At 67.4% G+C, this 20,803-nt stretch carries 28 protein-coding genes; 12 read left to right on the top strand and 16 right to left on the bottom strand.

Features of this window, described 5'->3' with window-relative positions:
* Nucleotides 1-208: 208 nt before the first annotated feature.
* Nucleotides 209-937, bottom strand: coding sequence for a transcriptional regulator (locus ACXYX3_RS00360; protein ID WP_458609697.1), 729 nt, complete (start codon nt 935-937; stop codon nt 209-211).
* Nucleotides 938-1,251: 314 nt separating this feature from the next.
* Between ACXYX3_RS00360 and ACXYX3_RS00355 the strand changes: the two genes are divergently transcribed.
* Nucleotides 1,252-1,545, top strand: a complete 294-nt coding sequence (locus ACXYX3_RS00355; RefSeq protein ID WP_458609696.1) for a WhiB family transcriptional regulator — start codon at nt 1,252-1,254, stop codon at nt 1,543-1,545.
* Nucleotides 1,546-1,696: 151 nt separating this feature from the next.
* On the opposite strand, the gene ACXYX3_RS00350 is transcribed toward ACXYX3_RS00355, so the two are convergent.
* Together ACXYX3_RS00350 and ACXYX3_RS00345 are read right to left on the bottom strand one after the other, a co-directional pair.
* Nucleotides 1,697-3,241, bottom strand: a complete 1,545-nt coding sequence (locus tag ACXYX3_RS00350) for an acyl-CoA carboxylase subunit beta (protein WP_458609695.1) — start codon at nt 3,239-3,241, stop codon at nt 1,697-1,699.
* The gene (locus tag ACXYX3_RS00345; RefSeq protein ID WP_458609694.1) at nt 3,234-3,377 is read right to left on the bottom strand and encodes a DivIVA domain-containing protein; all 144 of its coding nucleotides are present in this window, start codon (nt 3,375-3,377) and stop codon (nt 3,234-3,236) included. Before ACXYX3_RS00345 ends, ACXYX3_RS00350 begins: the two co-directional genes overlap by 8 nt.
* Before the next feature lie 80 nt (nt 3,378-3,457).
* Between ACXYX3_RS00345 and ACXYX3_RS00340 the strand changes: the two genes are divergently transcribed.
* Genes ACXYX3_RS00340 through ACXYX3_RS00325 form a run of 4 tightly spaced genes read left to right on the top strand, consistent with a single transcriptional unit; the run spans nt 3,458 to nt 5,511 of the window.
* Entirely contained in the window at nt 3,458-3,898 is a 441-nt protein-coding gene (locus tag ACXYX3_RS00340; protein ID WP_458609693.1) for an EVE domain-containing protein, read from the top strand.
* The gene (locus ACXYX3_RS00335; protein ID WP_458609692.1) at nt 3,898-4,872 is read left to right on the top strand and encodes a pirin family protein; all 975 of its coding nucleotides are present in this window, start codon (nt 3,898-3,900) and stop codon (nt 4,870-4,872) included. Before ACXYX3_RS00340 ends, ACXYX3_RS00335 begins: the two co-directional genes overlap by 1 nt.
* Nucleotides 4,873-4,879: 7 nt before the next feature.
* The gene (locus ACXYX3_RS00330) at nt 4,880-5,182 is read left to right on the top strand and encodes a GNAT family N-acetyltransferase (RefSeq protein WP_241204318.1); all 303 of its coding nucleotides are present in this window, start codon (nt 4,880-4,882) and stop codon (nt 5,180-5,182) included.
* Complete coding sequence (locus ACXYX3_RS00325) at nt 5,179-5,511, top strand: GNAT family N-acetyltransferase (RefSeq protein WP_458609691.1); 333 nt, start codon at nt 5,179-5,181, stop codon at nt 5,509-5,511. The genes ACXYX3_RS00330 and ACXYX3_RS00325 overlap by 4 nt, the downstream gene beginning before the upstream one ends.
* A gap of 2 nt (nt 5,512-5,513) precedes the next feature.
* Here ACXYX3_RS00325 and ACXYX3_RS00320 read toward each other — a convergent pair whose 3' ends face one another.
* Entirely contained in the window at nt 5,514-6,011 is a 498-nt protein-coding gene (locus ACXYX3_RS00320; protein WP_458609690.1) for a pyridoxamine 5'-phosphate oxidase family protein, read from the bottom strand.
* 188 nt (nt 6,012-6,199) lie between these two features.
* Here ACXYX3_RS00320 and ACXYX3_RS00315 point away from each other — a divergent pair, with 188 nt between their 5' ends.
* Nucleotides 6,200-6,406: a DUF3072 domain-containing protein gene (locus tag ACXYX3_RS00315; protein ID WP_241204321.1), complete on the top strand. Its 207-nt coding sequence runs from the start codon at nt 6,200-6,202 to the stop codon at nt 6,404-6,406.
* A gap of 7 nt (nt 6,407-6,413) precedes the next feature.
* Here the strand turns inward: ACXYX3_RS00315 and ACXYX3_RS00310 are convergent, their stop codons facing one another.
* Nucleotides 6,414-7,022, bottom strand: a complete 609-nt coding sequence (locus ACXYX3_RS00310) for a hypothetical protein (protein ID WP_458609689.1) — start codon at nt 7,020-7,022, stop codon at nt 6,414-6,416.
* 65 nt (nt 7,023-7,087) lie between these two features.
* Here ACXYX3_RS00310 and ACXYX3_RS00305 point away from each other — a divergent pair, with 65 nt between their 5' ends.
* Nucleotides 7,088-7,804 carry a cutinase family protein gene (locus tag ACXYX3_RS00305; RefSeq protein WP_458612250.1) on the top strand — a complete coding sequence of 239 codons (717 nt, stop codon included), beginning with the start codon at nt 7,088-7,090 and terminating at the stop codon, nt 7,802-7,804.
* Between the two features lies 1 nt (nt 7,805).
* On the opposite strand, the gene ACXYX3_RS00300 is transcribed toward ACXYX3_RS00305, so the two are convergent.
* Genes ACXYX3_RS00300 through ACXYX3_RS00285 form a run of 4 tightly spaced genes read right to left on the bottom strand, consistent with a single transcriptional unit; the run spans nt 7,806 to nt 11,216 of the window.
* On the bottom strand, nt 7,806-8,972 hold the full coding sequence (locus ACXYX3_RS00300) for a zinc-dependent alcohol dehydrogenase (RefSeq protein WP_241204324.1): 1,167 nt from the start codon (nt 8,970-8,972) through the stop codon (nt 7,806-7,808).
* A gap of 11 nt (nt 8,973-8,983) precedes the next feature.
* A complete protein-coding gene (locus ACXYX3_RS00295) occupies nt 8,984-9,493 on the bottom strand; it encodes a hypothetical protein (protein WP_241204325.1) in 510 nt (169 codons plus the stop codon).
* Between the two features lie 36 nt (nt 9,494-9,529).
* On the bottom strand, nt 9,530-10,606 hold the full coding sequence (locus ACXYX3_RS00290) for a helicase-related protein (protein ID WP_458612249.1): 1,077 nt from the start codon (nt 10,604-10,606) through the stop codon (nt 9,530-9,532).
* Nucleotides 10,494-11,216, bottom strand: a complete 723-nt coding sequence (locus tag ACXYX3_RS00285; protein ID WP_458609688.1) for a DEAD/DEAH box helicase — start codon at nt 11,214-11,216, stop codon at nt 10,494-10,496. The genes ACXYX3_RS00290 and ACXYX3_RS00285 overlap by 113 nt, the downstream gene beginning before the upstream one ends.
* A gap of 33 nt (nt 11,217-11,249) precedes the next feature.
* On the opposite strand from ACXYX3_RS00285, the gene ACXYX3_RS00280 reads away from it, so the two are divergent.
* Together ACXYX3_RS00280 and ACXYX3_RS00275 are read left to right on the top strand one after the other, a co-directional pair.
* Entirely contained in the window at nt 11,250-12,593 is a 1,344-nt protein-coding gene (locus tag ACXYX3_RS00280) for an aldehyde dehydrogenase family protein (RefSeq protein WP_458612248.1), read from the top strand.
* Nucleotides 12,594-12,631: 38 nt separating this feature from the next.
* Nucleotides 12,632-13,051, top strand: a complete 420-nt coding sequence (locus ACXYX3_RS00275) for a ChaB family protein (RefSeq protein WP_241204326.1) — start codon at nt 12,632-12,634, stop codon at nt 13,049-13,051.
* On the opposite strand, the gene ACXYX3_RS00270 is transcribed toward ACXYX3_RS00275, so the two are convergent.
* Both ACXYX3_RS00270 and ACXYX3_RS00265 read right to left on the bottom strand, forming a co-directional pair.
* The gene (locus tag ACXYX3_RS00270) at nt 13,048-13,302 is read right to left on the bottom strand and encodes a YdeI/OmpD-associated family protein (RefSeq protein WP_458612247.1); all 255 of its coding nucleotides are present in this window, start codon (nt 13,300-13,302) and stop codon (nt 13,048-13,050) included. The two genes, ACXYX3_RS00275 and ACXYX3_RS00270, sit on opposite strands and share 4 nt — an antisense overlap.
* Before the next feature lie 19 nt (nt 13,303-13,321).
* Nucleotides 13,322-13,951: a pyridoxamine 5'-phosphate oxidase family protein gene (locus tag ACXYX3_RS00265; protein ID WP_241204328.1), complete on the bottom strand. Its 630-nt coding sequence runs from the start codon at nt 13,949-13,951 to the stop codon at nt 13,322-13,324.
* Between the two features lie 464 nt (nt 13,952-14,415).
* Here ACXYX3_RS00265 and ACXYX3_RS00260 point away from each other — a divergent pair, with 464 nt between their 5' ends.
* Together ACXYX3_RS00260 and ACXYX3_RS00255 are read left to right on the top strand one after the other, a co-directional pair.
* On the top strand, nt 14,416-15,672 hold the full coding sequence (locus ACXYX3_RS00260; protein ID WP_176215952.1) for an integrase catalytic domain-containing protein: 1,257 nt from the start codon (nt 14,416-14,418) through the stop codon (nt 15,670-15,672).
* A gap of 233 nt (nt 15,673-15,905) precedes the next feature.
* Nucleotides 15,906-16,976: a GGDEF domain-containing protein gene (locus ACXYX3_RS00255; RefSeq protein WP_458609687.1), complete on the top strand. Its 1,071-nt coding sequence runs from the start codon at nt 15,906-15,908 to the stop codon at nt 16,974-16,976.
* A 33-nt stretch (nt 16,977-17,009) separates the two neighbouring features.
* On the opposite strand, the gene ACXYX3_RS00250 is transcribed toward ACXYX3_RS00255, so the two are convergent.
* The 5 genes from ACXYX3_RS00250 to ACXYX3_RS00230 form a co-directional block, all read right to left on the bottom strand.
* Nucleotides 17,010-17,969, bottom strand: coding sequence for a dipeptidase (locus ACXYX3_RS00250; RefSeq protein WP_458609686.1), 960 nt, complete (start codon nt 17,967-17,969; stop codon nt 17,010-17,012).
* A 22-nt stretch (nt 17,970-17,991) separates the two neighbouring features.
* Nucleotides 17,992-18,345 (bottom strand): DUF1801 domain-containing protein, encoded by a 354-nt coding sequence (locus ACXYX3_RS00245; protein WP_458609685.1) that lies wholly within the window; start codon nt 18,343-18,345, stop codon nt 17,992-17,994.
* 2 nt (nt 18,346-18,347) lie between these two features.
* The gene (locus ACXYX3_RS00240; protein WP_241204333.1) at nt 18,348-18,758 is read right to left on the bottom strand and encodes a VOC family protein; all 411 of its coding nucleotides are present in this window, start codon (nt 18,756-18,758) and stop codon (nt 18,348-18,350) included.
* 5 nt (nt 18,759-18,763) lie between these two features.
* Nucleotides 18,764-19,144, bottom strand: coding sequence for a helix-turn-helix transcriptional regulator (locus ACXYX3_RS00235; RefSeq protein WP_255730222.1), 381 nt, complete (start codon nt 19,142-19,144; stop codon nt 18,764-18,766).
* 98 nt (nt 19,145-19,242) lie between these two features.
* Nucleotides 19,243-20,001, bottom strand: a complete 759-nt coding sequence (locus ACXYX3_RS00230; protein ID WP_458609684.1) for an AraC family transcriptional regulator — start codon at nt 19,999-20,001, stop codon at nt 19,243-19,245.
* Nucleotides 20,002-20,448: 447 nt separating this feature from the next.
* Here ACXYX3_RS00230 and ACXYX3_RS00225 point away from each other — a divergent pair, with 447 nt between their 5' ends.
* The gene (locus tag ACXYX3_RS00225; protein WP_458609683.1) at nt 20,449-20,802 is read left to right on the top strand and encodes an O-methyltransferase; all 354 of its coding nucleotides are present in this window, start codon (nt 20,449-20,451) and stop codon (nt 20,800-20,802) included.
* Nucleotide 20,803 lies beyond the last annotated feature (1 nt).

Below are 20,803 nucleotides of genomic sequence, written 5' to 3'. Positions count from 1 at the left end.
TGGGCCGCCATCACGGCGCACACGAAAGCCTGCCGCACACGGCGACTAATCAGCCTGCCGGAACACGACGGCCCACCAACCAACAACGACGCACTGTGTATCGCGCCAAAAGCCGAGCATCCCGCCCGGCCGATCAACCACGCCCACCCTCACCCTTGACCGCCAGCGCGAAAGCTAAGCAGCAGCGACGGCCCTGTTCTCGCCGACCTCAGACAATCCCCGCGATCAGCGTTTCGAGCGCTTCCACCGCGCTGGGCGCGACCGGTTCACCGGCCTCCGCCTGGGACACCACCTGCTCGGCGACGCCGGCGGCCTGCGCCGTCTCGGCAACGGTCAGGTTGGCCCCACGGCGCGCGGCGTAGAGGCGTGGACCCAGCGCAGCACCGGGCGCACGGGCAGCGCGCAGCATCAGATCGTCGTAGAGGCTGCGCACCCTGCCCAACGCCTTGATCAGGGGCGGGGTGACCCTGCCGATGCGTGCTGCCCTCGCCGCCACAGCTTCGAGCTGCCGCAGATCGGCGAGCGTCGCCTCGATCCGGATGGGAAACGTCGGATCGTCGTCGGCGGGCAGTGCCGACACGGTGCCCGCCATCGTGCCCACCGCCGCGAGAACCGCCTGGGCGATCAGCGAGGACTCGTCGCCGCCGGGAGGAGGGACCGGTTCTCTGCGGCGGTCCGGTGCACCGGTGCGCAGTCGCTCGATCGTGCCGGGCGGCCATTGCAGCACCTCCTCGAGCTTGGCGCGGGTGCGCTCACGTGGCCAGCTGCGTCCCTTCTCGAAGGCGATCAGCGCGCCCGCGTTGATGATGCCCTCGGCCGCCAGCCGACGCTGACTGATGTCGAGCTCGCGTCGGCGCGCGGCCGCCGCGGCGCCCGCCCTGACCATTCCGGTGTCGGCCGCATCGGCGTGCGCACCGACCGACTCCGTGTTGGTCATGTACCGGCGATCCTCGATGTCGTTGGAGCTCGATGTCGCAGACGCCCAGCGCTACGGCTGATGCGGGTACTGCAACGGTTTCCCCGTAAAACTACACCTTCTCCAACCGCCCAACCGCATCATTGCGACAGAATTCATGTGACATCTGACTTTGCCCTATTGGGCACGTGACATGGCCTTTTATTGCCACTCCGGGGTGGCGCAACACCTTCCCGCCACAGTTCCGATGACCAAACTGTTGCGATGCTACGGTTTGTCCGTTAGCTTTCCTTGCATCGCGGCGGAAGCGCCGCCCAGGCACAAGGAGCTACCCGATGACCGCAACACCATGGGACGACACCCCGATCGGCGAATGCACCCGGGATCCGGACCGGTGGACCACGACGGCCGACGACGACGCGAAGGCGATCTGCCGGTCCTGCCCCCGGCGGTGGCTGTGCGCGAAGGAGGCGTGCGAGTCTCCACGAGCCGAAGGGCTGTGGGCGGGAATCTATGTGCCCGAGGCGGGCCGGGGCCGCACTTTCGCGCTCCGCCAGCTCAAATCGCTGGCCGAACTGAACGGTCACCCCGTCGGCGAACGCCGCGTCTACTACGCCGACATCGCGTGACCATCGGCCGGGGAATAGCCCGGCCTTCCCACCCGTTGAGGACTTCGGCGGTGCCGGACATGCCCCCGGGCACCAACCACTTTCGTCGCTTCGAGCGACCACTCGCCGAGAGGCGCCATGCCGGTACCGCCCCTTCTTCTTCGCCCCGCGCTCACCACGTGTCGACGAACCGCCCACTGATGCGGTGCGGCGTTTCGGCGGCGGTGAGGGTCGAGGCGATCACTGATCGGGTCTCGGCGGGATCGATCACATCGTCGATCTCGAACAGCATCGCCGCGTTGAGCGCCTTGGCGTTGTCCTGGGCCGCGGCAGTCGCCTCGCGGACGCGATTCTCCCGTTCTGTCTCGTCGGCAATCGCCTCGAGTTCCTTGCGCAACCCGAGACGCACCGCCCCTTCCAGACCCATCGGGCCCAGATGCGCCCCCGGCCATGCCACCGTCAACACCGGTTCGTGCAGGCTCCCGCCCGCCATCGCTTGAGCACCGAGGCCATATCCCCGGCGCAGCACCACCGAGATCATCGGCACCTGCAGGGCTGCCCCCGCGACGAGCATGCGCGAAGCGCGGCGTACCAGCGACTCCGCCTCCGCGGCCGGACCCACCATGTATCCGGGGCAGTCGATCAGCGAGACGACCGGGAGCGCGAAAGCGTTGCACAGCTGGAGGAATCGAGCAGCCTTGTCGGAAGCGGCCGCGGTGATGGCGCCGGCCATGAACCTGGTGTCGTTGGCCAGGATCCCGACTGCGCGACCCTCGATCCGGGCCAGCGCGGTGACCAATTCGCGTGCGAACCGCGGGCGCAGGAATGTCACGGAGGCGGTGTCGGCGAGCGTCTCGATGATGGGAGCCACGTCGTAGGCGCGGCGCTCCCGCTCCGGGACGGCGGTGCGCAGCCCGGTCTGATCGGAGGCGGTCCATTCGGTGCGGCCCGGCCGGAAGTAGCTGAGCAGTTGCTTGGTCACGTCGACGGCTGCCGCTTCGTCGTTGACGAGGACGTCGACGTTGCCGTTGGGTTCCTGGACGCTCATCGGGCCGACGTCATCGGGTGCCACGTCGCCGAGGCCACCACCGGCGATCATCGCCGGCCCGCCCATCCCCAACGACGCGTCACGCGTCGCCACGATCAAGTCCGACGTCCCGGCGAGCACCGCGTTGCCGGCGAAGCAGCGTCCCTTCACCACGGCGATCCGCGGGACGATCCCTGACAGCCGTGCCCACAACGCGAATGCGCGCGTGTCCAGCGCGGAAACCACGGGGTAGTCGGTATCGCCGGGCCTGCCGCCGCCGCCCTCGGCGAAGAGCACTGTCGGCAACCGCATCCGCTCGATGAGCTCGAACAACCGGTCTTTCTTCCGATGCCCCAGTGCCCCTTGGGTTCCCGCGAGAACCGTGTAGTCGTAGGAGAGCACAGCGCATGGGCTGCCCGCGACGCGCGCGGTGCCGCCGATCAGGCCGTCGGCCGGGGTCCGGGTGATCAGATCGTCGAGATCGCGCCGCATGCGCTGCGGGGCGACGGCGAAGCGCCCGTATTCGACGAACGACCCCGCATCGACCAAGTCGGCGACGTTCTCCCGCGCGGTGCGGCCCCCGCGCGCGTGCCGCCGTGCGACGGCATCGGGGCGGGCCGCGTCTTCGGTCAGCGCACGCCGACGCAACATCTCCGCCAGATCGGGCCGAATCTCGCCGGGGTCAGCCATCGAGATGGGCGAGTGCCGAGGCGATCTCGTCGAGCAGCGCGTCGACCGCCTTCTCGTCGTACCCGCGCTTACCCCAGGGTGGTTTGCTAAAGGTGACGTTGCGGAGTTCGTCGGCCGTCAGGCCTTGCTCGCCCATGGCGTCCGACTCTAGCGAGTTATCCACAGGGACTGTGCACAAACCCGTCGGCCGTCGGTGGGTGTCCTTAGGTTGGCCCCATGACGAACTGGATCAACACGGTCAGCCGTGACCACGTCGAGCGCGGGGTGCGCGGGCGCTTCACGCAGGCCAACCACGGCAAACCGCACATGCTGCGCAAGATGGCTCGGGGCGATTGGCTGGTGTTCTACTCGCCCAGGACGGTCTATCCCGATGGCCCGCCGCTTCAGGCGTTCACGGCCATCGGTCAGATCGCCGACGACGAGCCTTACCAGGTGGAGCTGCCTGAGGGCTTCACACCGTGGCGGCGCAATGTCGACTTCCTCGACTGCAGCGAGGTCCCCATCCGGCCTCTGATCGAGCACCTGGATTTCATCGAGGACAAGTCGCGGTGGGGCTACAAGTTCCGGTTCGGGGTGTTCCGTATCGAGGATCACGACCTCGAGGTCATCCGTTCGGCGATGGTCCAGCCGCTGCGGGAGGAGACTACGGTGAACTGATGAGCAACACCGACGCGGCGCCCGCCGAAGTGGATTGCGTCCCTTCGGCATTGGGTGCCGGATTCGGGGTGCTGCACCCGCGCGATGTGCCTCTTGGCGGTCCGCGTGCCATCCGGGTGCGCCGAACGCTTCCGCAGCGGGAACGGTCGCTGATCGGGGCATGGTGCTTCGCCGACCACTACGGCCCGCATGATCTGCGCGGCGGGCAGGGGATGGACGTCCCGCCGCATCCCCACACCGGGCTGCAGACCGTGAGCTGGCTGTTCAGCGGGTTGATCGAACACCGGGACAGCGCCGGTGTGTACGCGATGGTGCGGCCCGGCGAGCTGAACCTGATGACAGCTGGAGCGGGGATCTGCCACTCCGAGGTGTCGGTGCCCAGCAGTCCGATCCTGCACGGCGTGCAGCTGTGGGTGGCGCTGCCCGACTCCGACCGGGACACCGCCCGCGATTTCGCCCATCATGTACCTCGCCCCCGCAGCCGCGGCGGGGTCACGGCGCGGGTCTTCCTCGGTGAACTCGAGGGCGATCGGTCGCCGGTGCACACCTTCACCGCGTTGGTCGGCGCTCAGCTCGATCTGGAGCCCGGTGCGCGGGTGGCGCTCGACGTGGATGCGGCCTTCGAACACGGTGTCCTCGTCGACCAGGGCCGGGTCGACGCCTGTGGTGCGGAGCTCGCCGTCGCCGATCTCGGATTCCAGGGCACCGGGCACGACACCCTCCACCTGACCAACCGCGGCGACGAGCCCGCCCGGGTCGTGCTACTCGGCGGCGTGCCCTTCACCGAAGAGCTGGTGATGTGGTGGAACTTCGTCGGCCGCAGCCACGACGAGATCGCCGACTACCGGGAGCAGTGGCAGAGCCACGACGTCCGGTTCGGCGCGGTGGCCGGGTACGACGGTGCCGGGACCCGGTTGCCGGCGCCACCCTTGCCGCACGCCACCTTGAAGCCACGGCCCCGACCCGGGGTATAGAGGGGTCATGACCCAGGACAGAACCGGCGCACCGACAGAGGTCGTCGCCGAGCAGGATCGCTTCACGATCTCCGTCGACGGCCACCAAGTCGGTCTGGCCGACTTCTACGACCGCGACGGCGCACGGGTGTTCCCACACACCGAGGTAGACCCGCGCTATCAGGGCCGCGGACTCGCGACCATCCTGGTGCGGGAAGCGCTGACGGCCACGCGCGCAGCGGGGCTGCGCGTCGTCCCGCAGTGCTGGATGGTCGCCGAATTCATCGAGAAGAACCCCGAATTCGCCGACATGACAGGAGACGCTTCGTGACCACCGACAAGACGGGCGCACCCACAGAGGTCGCGGCCGAGCAGGATCGCTTCACCATCTCCGTCGACGGGCGCACGGCCGGCTTCACCGAGTTCATCGACCACGACGGTCAACGCATCTTCCCGCACACCGTCGTCGACGACGAGTTCTCCGGGCGCGGCCTGGCGACCATCCTGGTTCGCGAGGCCCTGGAATCCACCCGCGACGCGGGACTCCGCATCGTGCCGGTGTGTTCGATGGTCGCCGGATTCATCGAAAAGAATCCGGAGTTCAACGACATCGTCGACCCGATCACGACCGACGTGAAGCGAGTGCTGTCGCGCCGGTGACCTCAGAGGTACTGCGCGGTGCTGCCGGCGACCGGCATGGCCCCCATACCGAGCTTGCGATGATCCCAGCTGCGCATCCGGGACGGCACCACCCGCACGCTGACCCGGTTGTTCATCATCTGATCGACGAACGGGCGCATGTCCTCGGTGTAGGGCCCGGTGTAGCGCTCCCACACGCTGATCCCGATCCGTAGGTTCGTGTCCGGATCGTCGTGGATCTCCGCGGTCCCGTCGATCGACACCCCGCGCAGCGTGTCGTAGGTCAGCCCGTCCTCGATCATCACCGTGACGGTCGGGTCGCGGCGGATGTTGACCGCCTTCTGCGACTTGGCCTTGGTCTCGAACCAGATTTCGCCGTCGATCACGGCGTACCACATAGCCACCAGATGCGGACGGCCGCTCGGCAACACCGTCGCCAGCGTGGCTGTGCGACTGTGGTCGATGAATTCGGTGATCTCGTCGTCGCTCATCACGATCTTCGCGCGTTCGTTCTTGCCCACGCTCGCATACTTCCACCTCACCCGGGACGCCGACGGCCGGGTTTGATCCAGTGCGGAGGTGGTACCGAAATTGCGGGGTAGCTACGGGGCGGCCGTAGTCCCAAGGCCTCGCGGGTTGAGCAGCAGCCCGTGGGGCCGCCTCCATTTCAGCAGGTTTCGAACGTCTGTGCGATGGGCATTCCGCGTGCATGAGTGACAACCAAGCGCCACAGGAGAATCCCGAGAAAGAACCGTCGCAGTGGGTGACGGGCGATGAGCCCATGACGGGAGCGCAACGCAGCTATCTGCACACACTGGCCCAGGAGGCCGACACCGAGATCCCCGAGGACGCCACCAAGGCGCAGGCCTCGGAGATGATCGACCAGCTGCAGCACAAGACCGGCCGCGGCACGTGAGGGCGGCTCAGTAGAACGCCACCGGCGGCAGCGGGCGGATGCCACCGCCACTGTGGCTCCCGGCGAAGCGGACCGTGCCACGGAACGGTCCCGTCAGCGTCAGTGTGCCGATGGGACGGAAGCGTCCGACGGGTGCACTGATCATGAAGCTGAGCTCGCTGCCCGGGGCGAACCGTAGATCCCGACCGGTGGTCCGTGGGCGCGCGCCGAACAGAACTGGTTGCAGCCCGGCGAGATACAACCACAGCGACGAGTAGAGCGATGCCACCGGATCGCCCGGCACCACTGCGTGGTGCAGCGGCGCGCCGTCCGCGGAGGACGCCAGCAGGAAGTCCTGGTTGCGCCCGGGCCCATAGACATCCGGCAGCGAGATACACAACTTTCTCGCCGCCTGTCCGCGATCATCGGGACCCGCCTGCACGACTGCGTCATGCGCCGCGCCCGGGCGCAGCACCTCCACAGCCGGTACGGCAGCGTCGTGGTCGATGGTCAACGTCGCGGTGAAGTATTCACCGTCGACACCGAAGACCTCTCCGGCGAAACCGACCGCTGCCGTTGCCGTGTCGCGCACGGCGCGGGCGCCGGCGATCAGGTCGGGTGGTTCGGCGATACCCATGGTCCCTTCATACCCGGGCCGTAGCGGGCGCGAAGCGGCGCCATCCGTGCCACGATTGTTAGGTGATCTCCGTTCACGTGTTCCGCGTTGCCGTCACGATCGCCGCCTGCGTCATCCTCGGTCCCGCCGCATCGGCGACCGCCGAACCCGGCGTACCGCCCGCTCCCCCGCCGCCGGGGTGTCCCGATGTGCAGGTGTTGTTCGCGCGCGGGACAACGGAGCCGCCAGGACTCGGGGCGGTCGGCGATGCCTTCGTCGACGATCTGAAGTCGCGCGTCGCGCCGAAGTCGGTCGCCGTCTACCCGGTGAACTATCCGGCGAGTCCGGACTTCCCGACCGCACTGCAGGGTGTCGTCGACGCCAGCACCCAGATCCAGAACACCGCGAACGCCTGCCCGAAGACCTCGATGGTGCTCGGCGGGTACTCGCAGGGCGCGGCTGTCATGGGTTTCGTGACCTCCGAGGTGATCCCCGACGGCGTGACCGCAGCGGATGTGCCGCCGGTGATGCCGCCGGCCGTCGCCGACCACATCGCCGCGGTCGCGCTGCTCGGCACGCCATCGGACCGTTTCATGGGCGTCATCAACCAGCCCACCATCAAGATCGGCTCGCTGTATCAACCGAAGACCGTCGAGCTGTGCGTGCCCGGAGACTTCGTCTGCTCACCCGGCAACGACATCGGCGCCCACGCCCGATACATCTCCGACGGTCTGGTGGATCAGGCCGCCGACTTCGCGGCCAGCAAGGTCGCCGAACATCCGGAGTCCGAGCCCGCGCGCTGACTCAGGGTCGCAGAGCCACTCGGATGCACCCGTCGGTCTTGTTCTTGAACATCTCGTAGGCGCGCACACCGTCGGACAGCGGTAGATCGTGGGTGATGAGCACCGACGGATCGAGGTCGCCCTGCTCGACGTAGTCGAAGAACTGAGGGATGTAGCGCTGCCCGTGCTGCTGAGCCGAACGCAACGTCAGGCCCTTGTTCATCAGCGCGCCCATCGGGAACTTGTCGGTGACACCGTAGACGCCGAGAACGGAGACCACACCGCCCTTGCGGCATGCCAGGATCGCCTCCCGCAGACTCGCCGCGCGATCGGTCTCCAACCGCAGTGCCTGCTTGGTGCGGTCGTAGATCTGTTGGATGCCGGTGCTGTGGCCTTCCATACCCACCGCCTCGATCACCGAGTCGGGGCCGCGGCCACCCGTCTTCTCGCGCAGCACCTCTGCCACGCTGTGCACCTCGGCGTAGTTGATCGTCTCGGCACCCAATTGCTCTGCCAGAGTGAGCCTTTCAGGTATGCGATCGATGGAGATGACGCGACCTGCTCCGTTGAGCACCGCGCTGCGTGCCGCCATCAGGCCCACTCCGCCGGCTCCCCACACCGCAACCACGTCACCGGCGGAGATGTCGCAGAAGTCAGCTCCCATGTAGCCGGTCGGGACCGCATCGGACATGAACAGCGCTTGCTCGTCGGTGACGTACTCGGGTACGGCGAAGCAGTTGACGTCGCCGAACGGGACCCGGACGAACTGTGCGTGGCTGCCCGCGTAACCACCGAACTCGTGGGTGTAGCCATAGATGCCCGCTGTGGGCGCCCCGAGCAGCGGGGCCTGTAGTTCGGCGTTGGGGTTCGTGGTGTCGCACAACGAGTACAGGTCGTGGTCGCAGTACCAGCAGCTGTTGCACGCGATGAACGACGGCACCACCACCCGGGTGCCCACGCTGATCCCGGTGACCTCACGCCCCACTTCGACCACCTCCCCCATGAACTCGTGGCCGAACACGTCGCCCTCGCGCATCCCGGGGAGGTAGCCGTCGATGAAGTGCAGGTCCGATCCGCACGTGGTGCTCAATGTCACCGCGACGATGACGTCGTGCGGGTTGAGAATCTCGGGGTCGTCGACGGTCTCGACCGCGAGGTCGTTGACGCCGTTCCATACGAGTGCCTTCATGTCATGTCCTCTCAGCGCGCCGACGGGCGAGCGCTCGGGTTGCGGGCGATGGTGGGTACCTCGCCGGTCGTCAGGAGGGCGCGAGCCCGGTAGAGCGCCTTGAAGGTCAGCGCGCCGGTCAGCGTTCCCGGGCCGGGGCTACTGAGCCGGGCGATCACCTCCGTGCCCCGCTCCCCCGGAGCGTCGCGGAACATCAGCACCATCTGCGTCGCGCCGTCCGGATGCACATCGACGAACCTCACCTGGTCGTCGTGCACATCGACCACGCACTCCCACGCGGGGCCGTCGGTGCCGAACGCGAAACGCAGCCGGTCCGCGCCGACGCTCTCGACGTCGGCGACGTCGCCGAACACGACGGAGAGCAGGCCGGGATCGGTGAACACCCGCACGACTTCCTGCCGCGGGCGCCCGATGGTGACGGCTTGGACGGGTGAATCCGTGCTGATGACCTCGGCCACCCGGTCGGTGACTTTGGTGACGAGATGCTTGGCCTGCTCTCGGGCCTTGTCGACAACGCTCATGCGCTCGCTGCTACCCGGGGCGAATCCGCCGAAACGTCACCCGTCGGCGACAGTGAGGATTTCGGTGTCGCGAATGACCTCGACGGCCAGCGTGCGGTAGCCGAACTCCTCGAAAAGCACGGTGATGCGATCCGATTCGCCACTGATGACGACACCGCGTCCCCACTCGCGATGCTCGACAGCGGTGTTCGGCGGCACCGCGGGTTGCTCCTCGGTCGACGGATGGCCGCGGGCGGTGTTGTCGTCGCACGTGTCGCAGAAGCCACAGGGCCGACTGAGCTGCTCGCCGAAGTAGCCGAGAAGGTTGCGGCGACGGCAATCCGTGGTCTCGGCGTACCCGCGCATCATCTCCACCCGGGTCCGGTCGACGCGTTCGGTCGCCTCGGTGATGCGGCGCACCCGCGCGAGGACCTGCTCCACGTCCTCGTCGACGAGGACGAAGCCCCGGCGTCCCGATCTCGCGGCGGCCGCCTGCTCGAGCAGGTTCACCGCCTGCGTCAGCGCCCGGCCTGCGATGCCCGTGTCGTCGCGCAGTCGTGTCAACCGTTTCGGCCGTGATGTCGACAGTGCTGCCAGCACGGCCCTGAGTCGCTCCTCGTCGGCGTGCGCGGTCATGAAGAATTTCGCCAGCGACAGATCCTCGGGTCGGTAGAACAGCGTCGCCACCGCGTCGTCGCCGTCCCGTCCCGCACGACCTATCTGCTGGTAGTAGCTGTCCACGGAGTCGGGGATCGACTCGTGTACGACGAATCGCACATCCGGTTTGTCGATTCCCATCCCGAACGCCGACGTCGCCACCACCACATCGATCTCATCGGTACGGAACCGGCGATGCACGTCGTCGCGGTCTCTCGCCCGCAGTCCCGCGTGATAGGCGGCGGCAGACACACCCGCGTCGCGCAGTGCGTCTGCGCACCGCTCGGCGTCCTTGCGGGTCGCGGTGTAGACCAGACCGGGCCCGGCCATGCCGGCCACCGCGTCGAGCACGGCGGCGCGCTTGTCACGGGCGCCGACATGGTGGCTGACCTCGAGCCGAATGCTCGGCCTGTCGAATCCCGTGGCGATGACGACCGGGTCGCGCAGGCTCAGATGGGTGATGATGTCGCTGCGCACCACCGGTGATGCCGTCGCCGTCAACGCCACCGGCACCTCCCCGACCTGTGCGATCGCGTCGGCGAGCCCGCAGATAGCTGGGCCTGAAGTCGTGTCCCCACGCGGAGAGGCAATGCGCCTCGTCGACCACGAACATCGCCAACGGCAGCGTGCAGAGTTGTTCGACCACATCGTCTTTGGTCAGCTGCTCAGGGGACAGGAACACGTACTCCGAGTCTCCTGTGCGCATCTCCGCCCAGCTGCGATCATTGCGCCCCGCGCTCTGCCGGGAGTTGACCGCCACTGCGCGCGGCGCGCCGGTGTCCGCCAAACCCTCGATCTGATCCCGCTGCAGGGCGATCAGCGGTGACACCACCACCGTCACCCCCGGCATCACCGTCGCGGGCACCTGATAGATCGCCGACTTGCCCGACCCGGTGGGCATCACCGCCAGCACGTCGCGTCCCTCGACCACCGCGACCATCGCATCGAGCTGCTCATCGCGCAGCGTGTCCCAGCCGAACACTCGCGCCGCCGCGTCCTGCAGGTCCGTTCGCCCGATCATCGCCCGCAGGTACCCGACGGCCGTCGTCTCAACCCGCTCACATCGCCGGGTGTCGATCGTCGACACCCGGGTAACCGAACCCGGGTGCACGCGATGGAGATGACAGTCCTGGACCCGCGCACCGGCGATACCGTCGCTCGGGTTCCGATCGCCGGCGACGCTGACTGCGATGCGGCCGTCGATCGGGCGAGAACCGCCCAGCCCGCATGGGCGCGTACAGCAGCAGCCGACCGTTCGGCAGCGATCAGCGCTGCGGCGGACGCCGTTGCGGCCGCCGCAGCCGAGCTGGCCGAGCTGAACGAACGGGAAACCGGAAAGCCTCGCGACGATGCCCTCGGTGGTGCGGAGGCCGGCATCGGGACCCTGCGGCAGTACGCACAGCTCGGACCCGTGCACCGCGGCCGCAGCCTTCTCGGTGGCTGGGCCGCCACCGACTTGATGGCGCCCGAACCGCGCGGAGTGGTCGCGGTGCTCACCCCGTGGAACGATCCGGTCGCGGTGGACGCCGGCCTCATCGGAGCCGCGCTGGTCACCGGAAACACGGTGGTGCACAAGCCCAGTGAGCGGTGCCCCTGCACCGGGCGCCGTTTCGCCGAGCTGGTGGCGCAAGCGCTTCCCGACGGCGTCCTCGAAATCGTCGACGGCGACGGTTCTGTCGGCGCTCACCTCGCCGCGGCGCCGGGTGTCGACGTGGTGGCGCACGTCGGCAGCAGCTCCACCGGGCGCGCCATCGCGCAGGCCTGCGCGCAGCGCGGCGCCAAAGCACTGCTCGAGAACGGGGGTAACGACGCCCTGATCGTCGACGACAACGTCTCCGCGAAATGGGCGGCCGAGCAGACGGCCCAGGGCGCGTTCGCCAATGCGGGACAGATCTGCGTGGCGGTGGAACGGGTGTTCGTCGTGGCCGGGGCGGCGGACGCCTTCCTCGCCGCACTCGCCGACGAGGCGTGCCGTTGGGAGACCCGCATCGGCCCGCTGGTCGACCAGCGGCACCGCGACCATGTGCACAGCCACGTCACCGACGCGGTCGAACGCGGCGCGCGCGTGTTGGTGGGCGGTGCGCCACGCCCCGGACCGGGGACCTACTACCCGCCGACCGTCCTGACCGCCTGCACCCCGGACATGCTGCTGATGCGCGAAGAGACCTTCGGACCGATCGCGCCGGTGCGGGTGGTGCCGGACTTCGAGACTGCGCTCGCCGAGGCTGCCGACGACCGCTTCGGACTGGCAGCGACGGTCCTCACCGCCGACATGGCCCGCGCGCAGGAAGCCTGGCACAGCCTCCCGGTCGGGACGGTGAAGATCAATGCGGTGTTCGGTGGCGCACCCGGAGGATCCGCCGAGCCGCGGCGTGCCAGTGGCTCCGGAATCGGTTACGGCCCCGAACTGCTCGACGAGATGACGGCTCTGAAAGTGCTGCACTGGTCATCGCCCGGTCAATAGTCTCTTGTGACAACACTTTTCGAGAAAGGAGGACCGCGATGCCGAAGACCACGAAGTCGGGTGAGGCCAAGCAGAGCGAGCTCCCCAGCACACTGAAGAAGTCCGACGACAAAGCTCAACGGACGTTCGCCAAAGCCCACGACGCAGCGGCCGAGGAGTACGGCGAGGGCGAGCGGGCGTACCGGACCGCATACAGCGCGCTCAAACACAGCTACGAGAAGGTCGGCGACCGCTGGGAGGAGAAAGAGGACCGGGGGCCGTCCGATGAGCGCGCGCGCAGCGGCGGCCCGAACGCATCCGGGGAGACCGCCGAGGGCGTCAATGCCAACGCCACCAAGAAGCACCTCATGGACGTTGCGAAACGGCTCGCCATCACCGGTCGTTCCAGGATGAGCAAGGAAGAGCTCGTCGAGGAGATCAAGAAGGCCAATCGGCGGGAAAGCCGCCGCGACCGCTAGGGCTTACCGGTGCGCTCGCGATGCTTGCAGCCGGGCCAACAGCAGGGCCGGCGTTTGCCTTCTTCGAGTTCTTCCTGCGTGCGTCGGATGCGCCGCTCGCGCGTCGACTCCTGCTTTGCATCGGTGACCCAGCAGATGAATTCGTTGCGCGCCAGCGGCGTGATGTCGTTCCACGCGGTGAGCGCTGCGGGGTTGTTCTGCAACGCGGTTTTCAGATCGTCCGGCAGATCGTGTACCACCCCGCCCGAGATCTCGCCGACCGCCACGGCGTCAGGGTAACCCGTTCCGGGCGACGACGGCGGCTACCGAAGCGGGAACGCTGTGCTCCGAGTCGGATTCCGGTGTCGAATAGATCTGGCTGACCGGGATCACGCCCGTCCACGCCTCACCTTCGGGCTCTGCAGCCGGCCCGCTGCGCTGCTTGGCCACCCAGTTGTCCTGCGCGATCGGCAATTCCAGCACCAGCGTCGCGGCCACTTCGCTCGGCGTGTGGGGCGGGCACTCGGCGGGACGGCCCGGCAGGAGGGCGTCGGTGAACACGTCGAGTGCCGCTGCTCGATCAGCCTTGTCGACGCCGCGGCAGGTTCCGCGCACCACCGCCGAGCGGTAGTTCGCCGAGTGGTCGAATTGACGTTCGGCGACGACGATGCCGTCGAGGACGAACGCGCTGATCGCGACCGGCGCACCGGCCGCGGCATGGCGCAGCGCGCCCGCGCCCGTCGAGCCGTGGATCAGCAACCGGTCGCCGTCACGGACCACCAACGCCGGGATCACCCACGGCTGACCGTCGATGACCGTCGACACCGTCGCCACCACGCATTCGTCGAACACGGCATCGAGCACCTGCCGATCACCACGCCGATCGGGCTTTCGCGTCAGATCACTCAGCACGTCGTTCACACCCGTCAGTCAAGCCTGAGCCCACCCCCGCGGCAACGGATTTCCGGAGAAGACGCATTGCTGTCCGCCACGTCGGAGATCGGCCATATGCTGGGCGGCACGCCTGTGCGCTTTCGCAGAGGCCGACAAGGGGGATTCTGTGTCGACCAGTTACCTGGCACTCGAGCTCGCCGCACCGGAACATCCGGGGCGGTGGGTGGGCGCCATGGTGGTTCGACTGGCGATCATCGGGGGCCTGATCTGGCTGGTGGTGTGGGCCATTCGCAAATCTCGAGCACCCAAACACCCGATGCCGCCCCAGTACCCCTTCCCGGGAGCGTACTACCAGCAAGGACCGCCCGCCCAGTGGCCACAGCAACCCCCCGGCTTGACTCACGAAAAGTGCCCGCGAAACGCCCTCGGTGCCTCACGTAAGAATGCCCGCGAAATGGTGATAGTCGTGGAGCATGGGAAGTGGGTTGTCGATGGCGTCTCGTGCCGAGGTCACCGCCAGGTACGCCAAGGCGTATGTGAGGGCTTCGAAGAAGGACCGGGGCCGGATTCTGGATCAGGTGGTCGAGGTGACCGGCTGGTCGCGTGATAACGCCCGCCGGCGGCTCACGGTAGCGGCCAGGCGCCCGCCGGGTGCGGGCCGCAGTGTCGCAAAACGGCCGCGCAAACCGCGCTCGCCGAAGTACAGCTATGACACCCGTAAGGTGCTGCAGAAGGTCTGGGCCGCCTCGGGTGGGCAGTGCGGCAAGTACCTGGCTGCTTCGATGGCCCTGCAGCTCGACGGGTTGGAGCGCCACGGCGAGTTGGTCTTTGGCCGTGACCGTTACAGCCCGACGGTGCGCGAGGAGCTGTTGGCGATGAGCGCGGCGTCAATCGACCGCTATCTGGCGCCGGTGAAAGCCAAAGACCAGATCAAGGGCAAGTCCACCACCAAGCCCTCGCCGCTGTTGCGCTCGTCGGTCAAGATTCGCAAGGCCACCGACGAAATCGAAGCTGCGCCAGGCTTTTTCGAAGGAGACACCGTCGCGCACTGCGGGCCGACGTTGAAGGGCGAGTTCGCCCGCACCCTCAACCTCACCGATGTGCACACCGGCTGGACTTTCACGCGGACCGTGCGCAACAACGCCCACACCCACATCCTGGCCGCCCTGAAAGCAGGTGTGCATGAAATACCGTATGAGGTAACTGGTTTGGACTTCGACAACGGCACCGAGTTCCTCAACAAAGCCGTCATCAAATGGGCCGGGCAGATGGAGATCTTCTTCACCCGCTCCCGGCCGTACAAGAAGAACGACCAGGCCACCATCGAGTCCAAGAACAACCATCTCGTCCGCAAGTACGGGTTCTACTACCGCTACGACACCGACGAGGAACGTGCGGTGCTCAACCGGCTCTGGCCTCTGGTCAACGACCGGCTCAACTACCTGACCCCCACCATCAAACCCATCGGCTACGCCAGCAGCGGTGACGGCCGGCGCCGCCGTCTCTACGACCAGCCCAAGACCCCACTGGACCGGCTACTGGCGGCCGGCGTCCTCTCACCAGCCCAAGAATCGGAGCTCCTGACCTACCGCGACAGCCTGAACCCGGCCGCGATGGGACGCCAGATCGCCGACCTGCAGAACCGACTTCTCCAGCTGGCCAAGGAGAAAACCGAACAGCTCTACCTCGCCAGCATCCCCACCGCCCTACCCGACACCCGCAAAGGCATCCGGATCAAGGCCTCCTGACCCAACGCCGTTTCGCGGGCATTCTTACCTGAGGCATGGATCAGATTTCGCGGGCATCTTGATCTGAGGCATCACGCCCCCACCAGCGGGGCACTGGCCGCCACCACCGCCGCCACCTCCGGGCTACTGGCCGTCTCCACCGCCGCAAGGCCACTGGCCTCAGCAACCGCCACCTCCCCCATGGCCGCCGACCGGCGGCGGCCCCCCTGCGGACCGGCCGTAGGCCAGGGGTCGTGGAGCGGCTCCTGAGGTCTGTCGAGCACTACGACTGGATCACCGACTTCCTCGACACCCGCGGCCTGAAGGAACGAACGAGGTTCTGGCTGGCAGCCACCACGGCGGCGATGGCAGCCGGGGTCATGGCGCTGACGTTCGGGGCGGGTCACCCGGACAGCGCGATCGGTCGCTCGATGATGGCGATCGCTGTGGCGGGCGGTCTCTTCGGCACCGTGCTCTTCCTGTGGCGCTGGCCGTCGCGCCACTGGTCGCTGGCCTATGTTGCCGCGACCACCCTGTCGATCACGCTGGCATGTCTGGCCTATCCGGATCCGTTGGCGTCGCTGCTGGGCTGCATCGCCTTCACCACGATCGTCAGCTACGCCGCCTTCTTCCATTCCCCCCGGGTGGTGCTCGGCGTCCTGTCGGTCGTCATCGGGGTGGCCGTCAGCCAAACGGTGGCCGTCGCGGCAGTGGAGCGACGCCCTGCGATGGCCCTCGTCGATCTGTTCCTGATACTGCAGTGCAGCATCGGAACCGGCCTGGTGTTCTACGCCCTGGTGCGGACGTTGCGGGGCGATCTCGCGGTCGCCGACCTCGACCCCCTGACCGGGCTGCTGAACCGCCGCGCATTCCGCAACATGGTGCGGGCCAACCTCACCCATCACGGTGAGCAGGACGGCTATCTGCTGGTTGCCCTGCTGGACCTGGACCGGTTCAAGGCGGTCAACGACACCCGCGGCCACGCAGCCGGCGATCGGGCTCTGGTCGCGGTCGCCGACGCGCTGCGGGCAACAGCCACCTCCACGACCGTCATCGCGCGCAGCGGTGGAGAGGAATTCCTCTTCGCCGACGTCGTCGCCTCCGGGGACGCCGCGCTGCGGTACGAAGACGTGCGCGCGGCGATAGCGCAGCTGCCCTGTGACATCACCAGCAGCATCGGAACCGCTTTGCTCGACGTCAGCATGGTGAGCGAGGACTCGTTCGACCTGATGATGGACCAACTCATCACCGCGGCGGACAAAGCCATGTACGACGCAAAACACAACGGCGGCAACCGGTGTCGCCATCACGGCAGCGTGATCTGACCGCCTGGGTGGTGCACGCGGACGCGAATCGCGTCAGCGTCGGCCGGTCCAGGCTTGTGTGGCGACCCGGTGGAAGTTCCCGCCGAGCACGGCGTGGATGTCGGGATCGGCCCACCCCTGTCCGGCCAGATGCTCACCCAACGTGATGAACGTTTCCGGCGGCATCCACTGGATCGGTCCCCACCGGGTGTAGCTGTCGTCGAAACAATCCGGATTGCGGGCCATTTCGTCGTTGAAGTCTGCGTGGTCGAAGGAGTGATCGCTACTGATGCCGACGTGGGCGATGCCGACGAGATCGACGGCATGGTCGAGGTGCCGTTGCATTGCTTCCAGTGTCGGGGTGTTCGGTCCGAGAAAGATCCCGACGCCGGTGATCCCGACGACGCCTCCGGTGTCGGCGCAGGCGCGGGCCTGGTCATCGGTGATGTTGCGCGGATGATCCCAGACTGCGGCCATGCACGAATGGCTGTACACCACAGGCATTGTCGAGACACGGCACAGATCGAGCCCGGTCCGGCGACTGCAGTGCGAGCCGTCCGCGACCATGCCCACCGCATTCATCTCGGCGACGATCGCCTCGCCCCACGTGGTCAGCCCGCCGTCATCGATGTCGAGGCACCCGCTGCCCGCGCGGTTGGCGTGGTTGTAGGTCGGCAGCATGGTCCGCACGCCGAGCCCGGCCAGGATCGCCAGGTTGTCGAGGTCGTCGTCGAGCGGGCCCGAGTCTTCGAGATCGAACACGACCGCGATCCGGCCGGCGGACGTGATCAGTTCGACATCGTCGACATCGGACACCAAGTCGAGATCAGGATGTTCTTCGACGGCTGACCGGAAGTGCCTCAACAGCGCGACCGAGTCCGAGAACGACTGCGGAGAGTAGCCCACGTTGACCGAGACGAAAGCTCCGCCGGGACGGCGGAATCGGGTCAGTGGAGCCACCTCTGCATCGACCTTCAACGGCAGACAGGCGTGTTGATCCCACAGCAGCGCCACGACTACCGACGCTCCACGGTCATCACTGCGTGTTGAGCGCCACCGCGGCGCGAATCAGCTCCACGAAAGCGTCCCGGTCGAGGCTGTCGCCTTCAGCGATGTCGATGGCTCGCCGGGTGTTGCCACCCAGGCTGGAGTTGAAGAGCCCCGCCGGGTCGTCCAGCGATGCGCCCTTCGCGAACGTCACCTTGACCTTGTCCTTGTATGTCTCACCAGTGCACAGCATGCCGTCGTGGTACCAGGTCGGAACACCGCGCCATTTCCACTCTTCGGTGACGTCCGGAGCGGCCTTCTTGATGAGCGCGCGGACGAGCACAAGAGTGTCGCCCCGCCAGTCGCCCAGCTCGTCGATCTTCTCGGACGGCGATTCACCCACGTTCACCCGACCTCCTGGATGCGGATCATCGTGCCCGCCGGATCGCGCAGTGCACAGTCGCGCACGCCGTACGGCTGCTCGATCGGTTCCTGAACGATGTCGGCGTCGCTGGCCTGCAGACGTTCGAACGTGCCGTCCAGATCTCTGGTCGCCAACACGATGATCGAGTAGGTGCCCTTGGCCATCATCTCCGCGATGACGCGGCGCTCGTCGTCGGTGGCGCCCGGGTCGGCCGCGGGCGGGTGCAGGACGATGGACGTCTCTGGCTGATTGGGCGGACCGACCGTGATCCAACGCATCCTGCCGCCGCCGACATCGAGGCGGACCTCGAAGCCCAGGACGTCGCGGTAGAAGGCGAGCGAGGCCTCCGGATCCTCGTGGGGCAGGAACGTGGTGTGAATCGTCAGGTCCATGCGTCTCACGCTAAATCGAGCGCCGCAGCGGGCGCTTCTCGATTCCTGATCGGTCGGCTCACGTGTTTCTCCATGCAGGACGGCAGGCCGTCGGCCGCGCCGGCGGTCCGCTCGCGATAGGTGCTGGGTGGCATCCCGACCAGTTCGGTGAACCGCGTGCTGAACGTTCCGAGCGATGAGCAGCCGACGGCGAAGCACACCTCCGTCACGCTCAGATCGCCGCGCCGCAGTAGCGCCATCGCGCGCTCGATACGCCGAGTCATCAGGTACGCATAGGGCGACTCTCCGAACGCGGCCTTGAAGCGGCGGCTGAGGTGCCCGGCCGACATGTTGACGCCCCGGGCGAGGGTCTCGATGTCGAGCGGCTGCGCGTAGTCGCGGTCCATCCTGTCGCGGACGCGCCGGAGCAGTTTGAGCTCGGCGAGATGATGCGCGTCCGGGGGCGTGATGCTCACTCATGACAGCCTGCCACTGAAGTGCCCGGTCAGCGCGAGGCGTCCCCGCGCACACCAAGCTGATAGCTACCGGGTGTCTGCCCCATGACCGCAGTGAACGCCTCGATGAAGCTCGAGGGATTCGACCACCCGCAGGCATTCGCGGTGTCGGTGACCGAGTGACCGCGGTCGAGACGGACGATGCCGTGGTGGACCCTCAGAATCGTCCGCCAGCGGGGAAAGCTCATGCCGAACTCAGTGCGCAGAAGGCGGCTCAACGTCCGCTCGCTCGCACCGACGGCACGGCCGAACTCGGCCAGCGTCGTGGTCTGCGCGGGATCCGCGTCGAGCAGTTCGGCGACCGCACGTAGCCGGTCATCCTGCGGCTCGGGCAAGCGCTTGGGTAGCTCTGGAGCCTCGATCAGCTCATCGAGGATGACCGCCCGCAGCCGTGCATATGCCTCGGGGTTCATCACCGGCCGCGAGGTCAACGCCACGATGCCCTCGCGCAAGAGCGGGCCGACTTCGAACACGCTCGGCTGATCAGGGAGCCGCTGCGAGAGATCCCCGGGGGTGACGATGATGCGGACGTCTGTGCCGCCGAGACCACGATGGGCGTGCTGAAAACCCGGCGGAGTCCACGTCACCCGGTTGGCCGGCGCGACCCACGTACCGAGTTCAGTCGTGGTGGCCAAGGCTCCTGACACCGCGTAGACCAGCTGCCCTTCCGTGTGTCGATGCGTGCCGATTCGCGTATCGGCACCCAGCCGTCCGATGCGGTGCGGCGCTCCGGCCGGGTACGTCGGCACCGGCTCGCAATGTTGGCGGGTTTCCGGCATACACCAGCACGTTACCGGTGGTGCGAGCGCTTTTGTTAGGTAACCCTTAGTCGAGAATCCGCACAACGAAGGAGCATTGATGGACACTCTCACCTCACCGCCGGTTTGCGACGTTCTCGCTCGCCTGTTCACAGAGGCCCACGCGGCGGACGGAGCTCTCTACGCGCAGTGGGACGAGGCGCTGGAGGGCAACAGCGAGGAGATCGCGCAGCTGATGGCGCGGGAGGCCCGGGATTACCGGGCCGTCTACCGGGAGTTCGCGACGAACTTCTTGAACGTGTCGGCCGAGTTCGGCCGGTTTCTCTACATCTGCGCTCGAGCGCGCCGGGCACGGAACATCGTCGAATTCGGCACCTCGTTCGGTGTCTCCACCATCACCTGGCCGCGGCGCTGCGTGACGGAGGAGGGGGCCGGCTCGTGGGCACAGAGCTGGAGCCCGCGAAAGCCGCACGCGCGCAGCAGAACGTCGCAGCAGCGGGCGTGGGAGACCTCGTCGACATTCGCGTCGGCGACGCCCTCGACACCCTGCGGCAGGGGATCGACGACGGTATCGACCTCGTCCTACTGGACGGTGCATGGAGCTTGTACCTCCCGGTGCTGCAGATCCTCGAGCCGCACCTCGCCGCGGGAGCGTTGGTGATCGCCGAGAACGCCGTGGATGAGTCGGGTGACTACCTCACCCACGTGCGGAATCCCGCCAACGGCTACCGATCTCTACGGCTCCCTTTCGAACCGGGCCGCGGCAACGAGATGTCCGTCTACACGGTCTGAC

It is taken from the genome of Mycobacterium sp. Panama NTM2 (assembly GCF_054355555.1).
This window is presented reverse-complemented; position numbering and strand designations above follow the sequence as displayed.

Excerpts from the sequence above, each read along its gene's own strand:
- ACXYX3_RS00360 (WP_458609697.1), bottom strand. The coding sequence starts at position 937 with ATGACCAACACGGAGTCGGTCGGTGCGCACGCCGATGCGGCCGACACC.
- ACXYX3_RS00355 (WP_458609696.1), top strand. The coding sequence starts at position 1,252 with ATGACCGCAACACCATGGGACGACACCCCGATCGGCGAATGCACCCGG.
- ACXYX3_RS00350 (WP_458609695.1), bottom strand. The coding sequence starts at position 3,241 with ATGGCTGACCCCGGCGAGATTCGGCCCGATCTGGCGGAGATGTTGCGT.
- ACXYX3_RS00345 (WP_458609694.1), bottom strand. The coding sequence starts at position 3,377 with ATGGGCGAGCAAGGCCTGACGGCCGACGAACTCCGCAACGTCACCTTT.
- ACXYX3_RS00340 (WP_458609693.1), top strand. The coding sequence starts at position 3,458 with ATGACGAACTGGATCAACACGGTCAGCCGTGACCACGTCGAGCGCGGG.
- ACXYX3_RS00335 (WP_458609692.1), top strand. The coding sequence starts at position 3,898 with ATGAGCAACACCGACGCGGCGCCCGCCGAAGTGGATTGCGTCCCTTCG.
- ACXYX3_RS00330 (WP_241204318.1), top strand. The coding sequence starts at position 4,880 with ATGACCCAGGACAGAACCGGCGCACCGACAGAGGTCGTCGCCGAGCAG.
- ACXYX3_RS00315 (WP_241204321.1), top strand. The coding sequence starts at position 6,200 with ATGAGTGACAACCAAGCGCCACAGGAGAATCCCGAGAAAGAACCGTCG.
- ACXYX3_RS00310 (WP_458609689.1), bottom strand. The coding sequence starts at position 7,022 with ATGGGTATCGCCGAACCACCCGACCTGATCGCCGGCGCCCGCGCCGTG.
- ACXYX3_RS00300 (WP_241204324.1), bottom strand. The coding sequence starts at position 8,972 with ATGAAGGCACTCGTATGGAACGGCGTCAACGACCTCGCGGTCGAGACC.
- ACXYX3_RS00295 (WP_241204325.1), bottom strand. The coding sequence starts at position 9,493 with ATGAGCGTTGTCGACAAGGCCCGAGAGCAGGCCAAGCATCTCGTCACC.
- ACXYX3_RS00280 (WP_458612248.1), top strand. The coding sequence starts at position 11,250 with ATGACAGTCCTGGACCCGCGCACCGGCGATACCGTCGCTCGGGTTCCG.
- ACXYX3_RS00275 (WP_241204326.1), top strand. The coding sequence starts at position 12,632 with ATGCCGAAGACCACGAAGTCGGGTGAGGCCAAGCAGAGCGAGCTCCCC.
- ACXYX3_RS00260 (WP_176215952.1), top strand. The coding sequence starts at position 14,416 with ATGGCGTCTCGTGCCGAGGTCACCGCCAGGTACGCCAAGGCGTATGTG.
- ACXYX3_RS00240 (WP_241204333.1), bottom strand. The coding sequence starts at position 18,758 with ATGGACCTGACGATTCACACCACGTTCCTGCCCCACGAGGATCCGGAG.
- ACXYX3_RS00235 (WP_255730222.1), bottom strand. The coding sequence starts at position 19,144 with ATGGACCGCGACTACGCGCAGCCGCTCGACATCGAGACCCTCGCCCGG.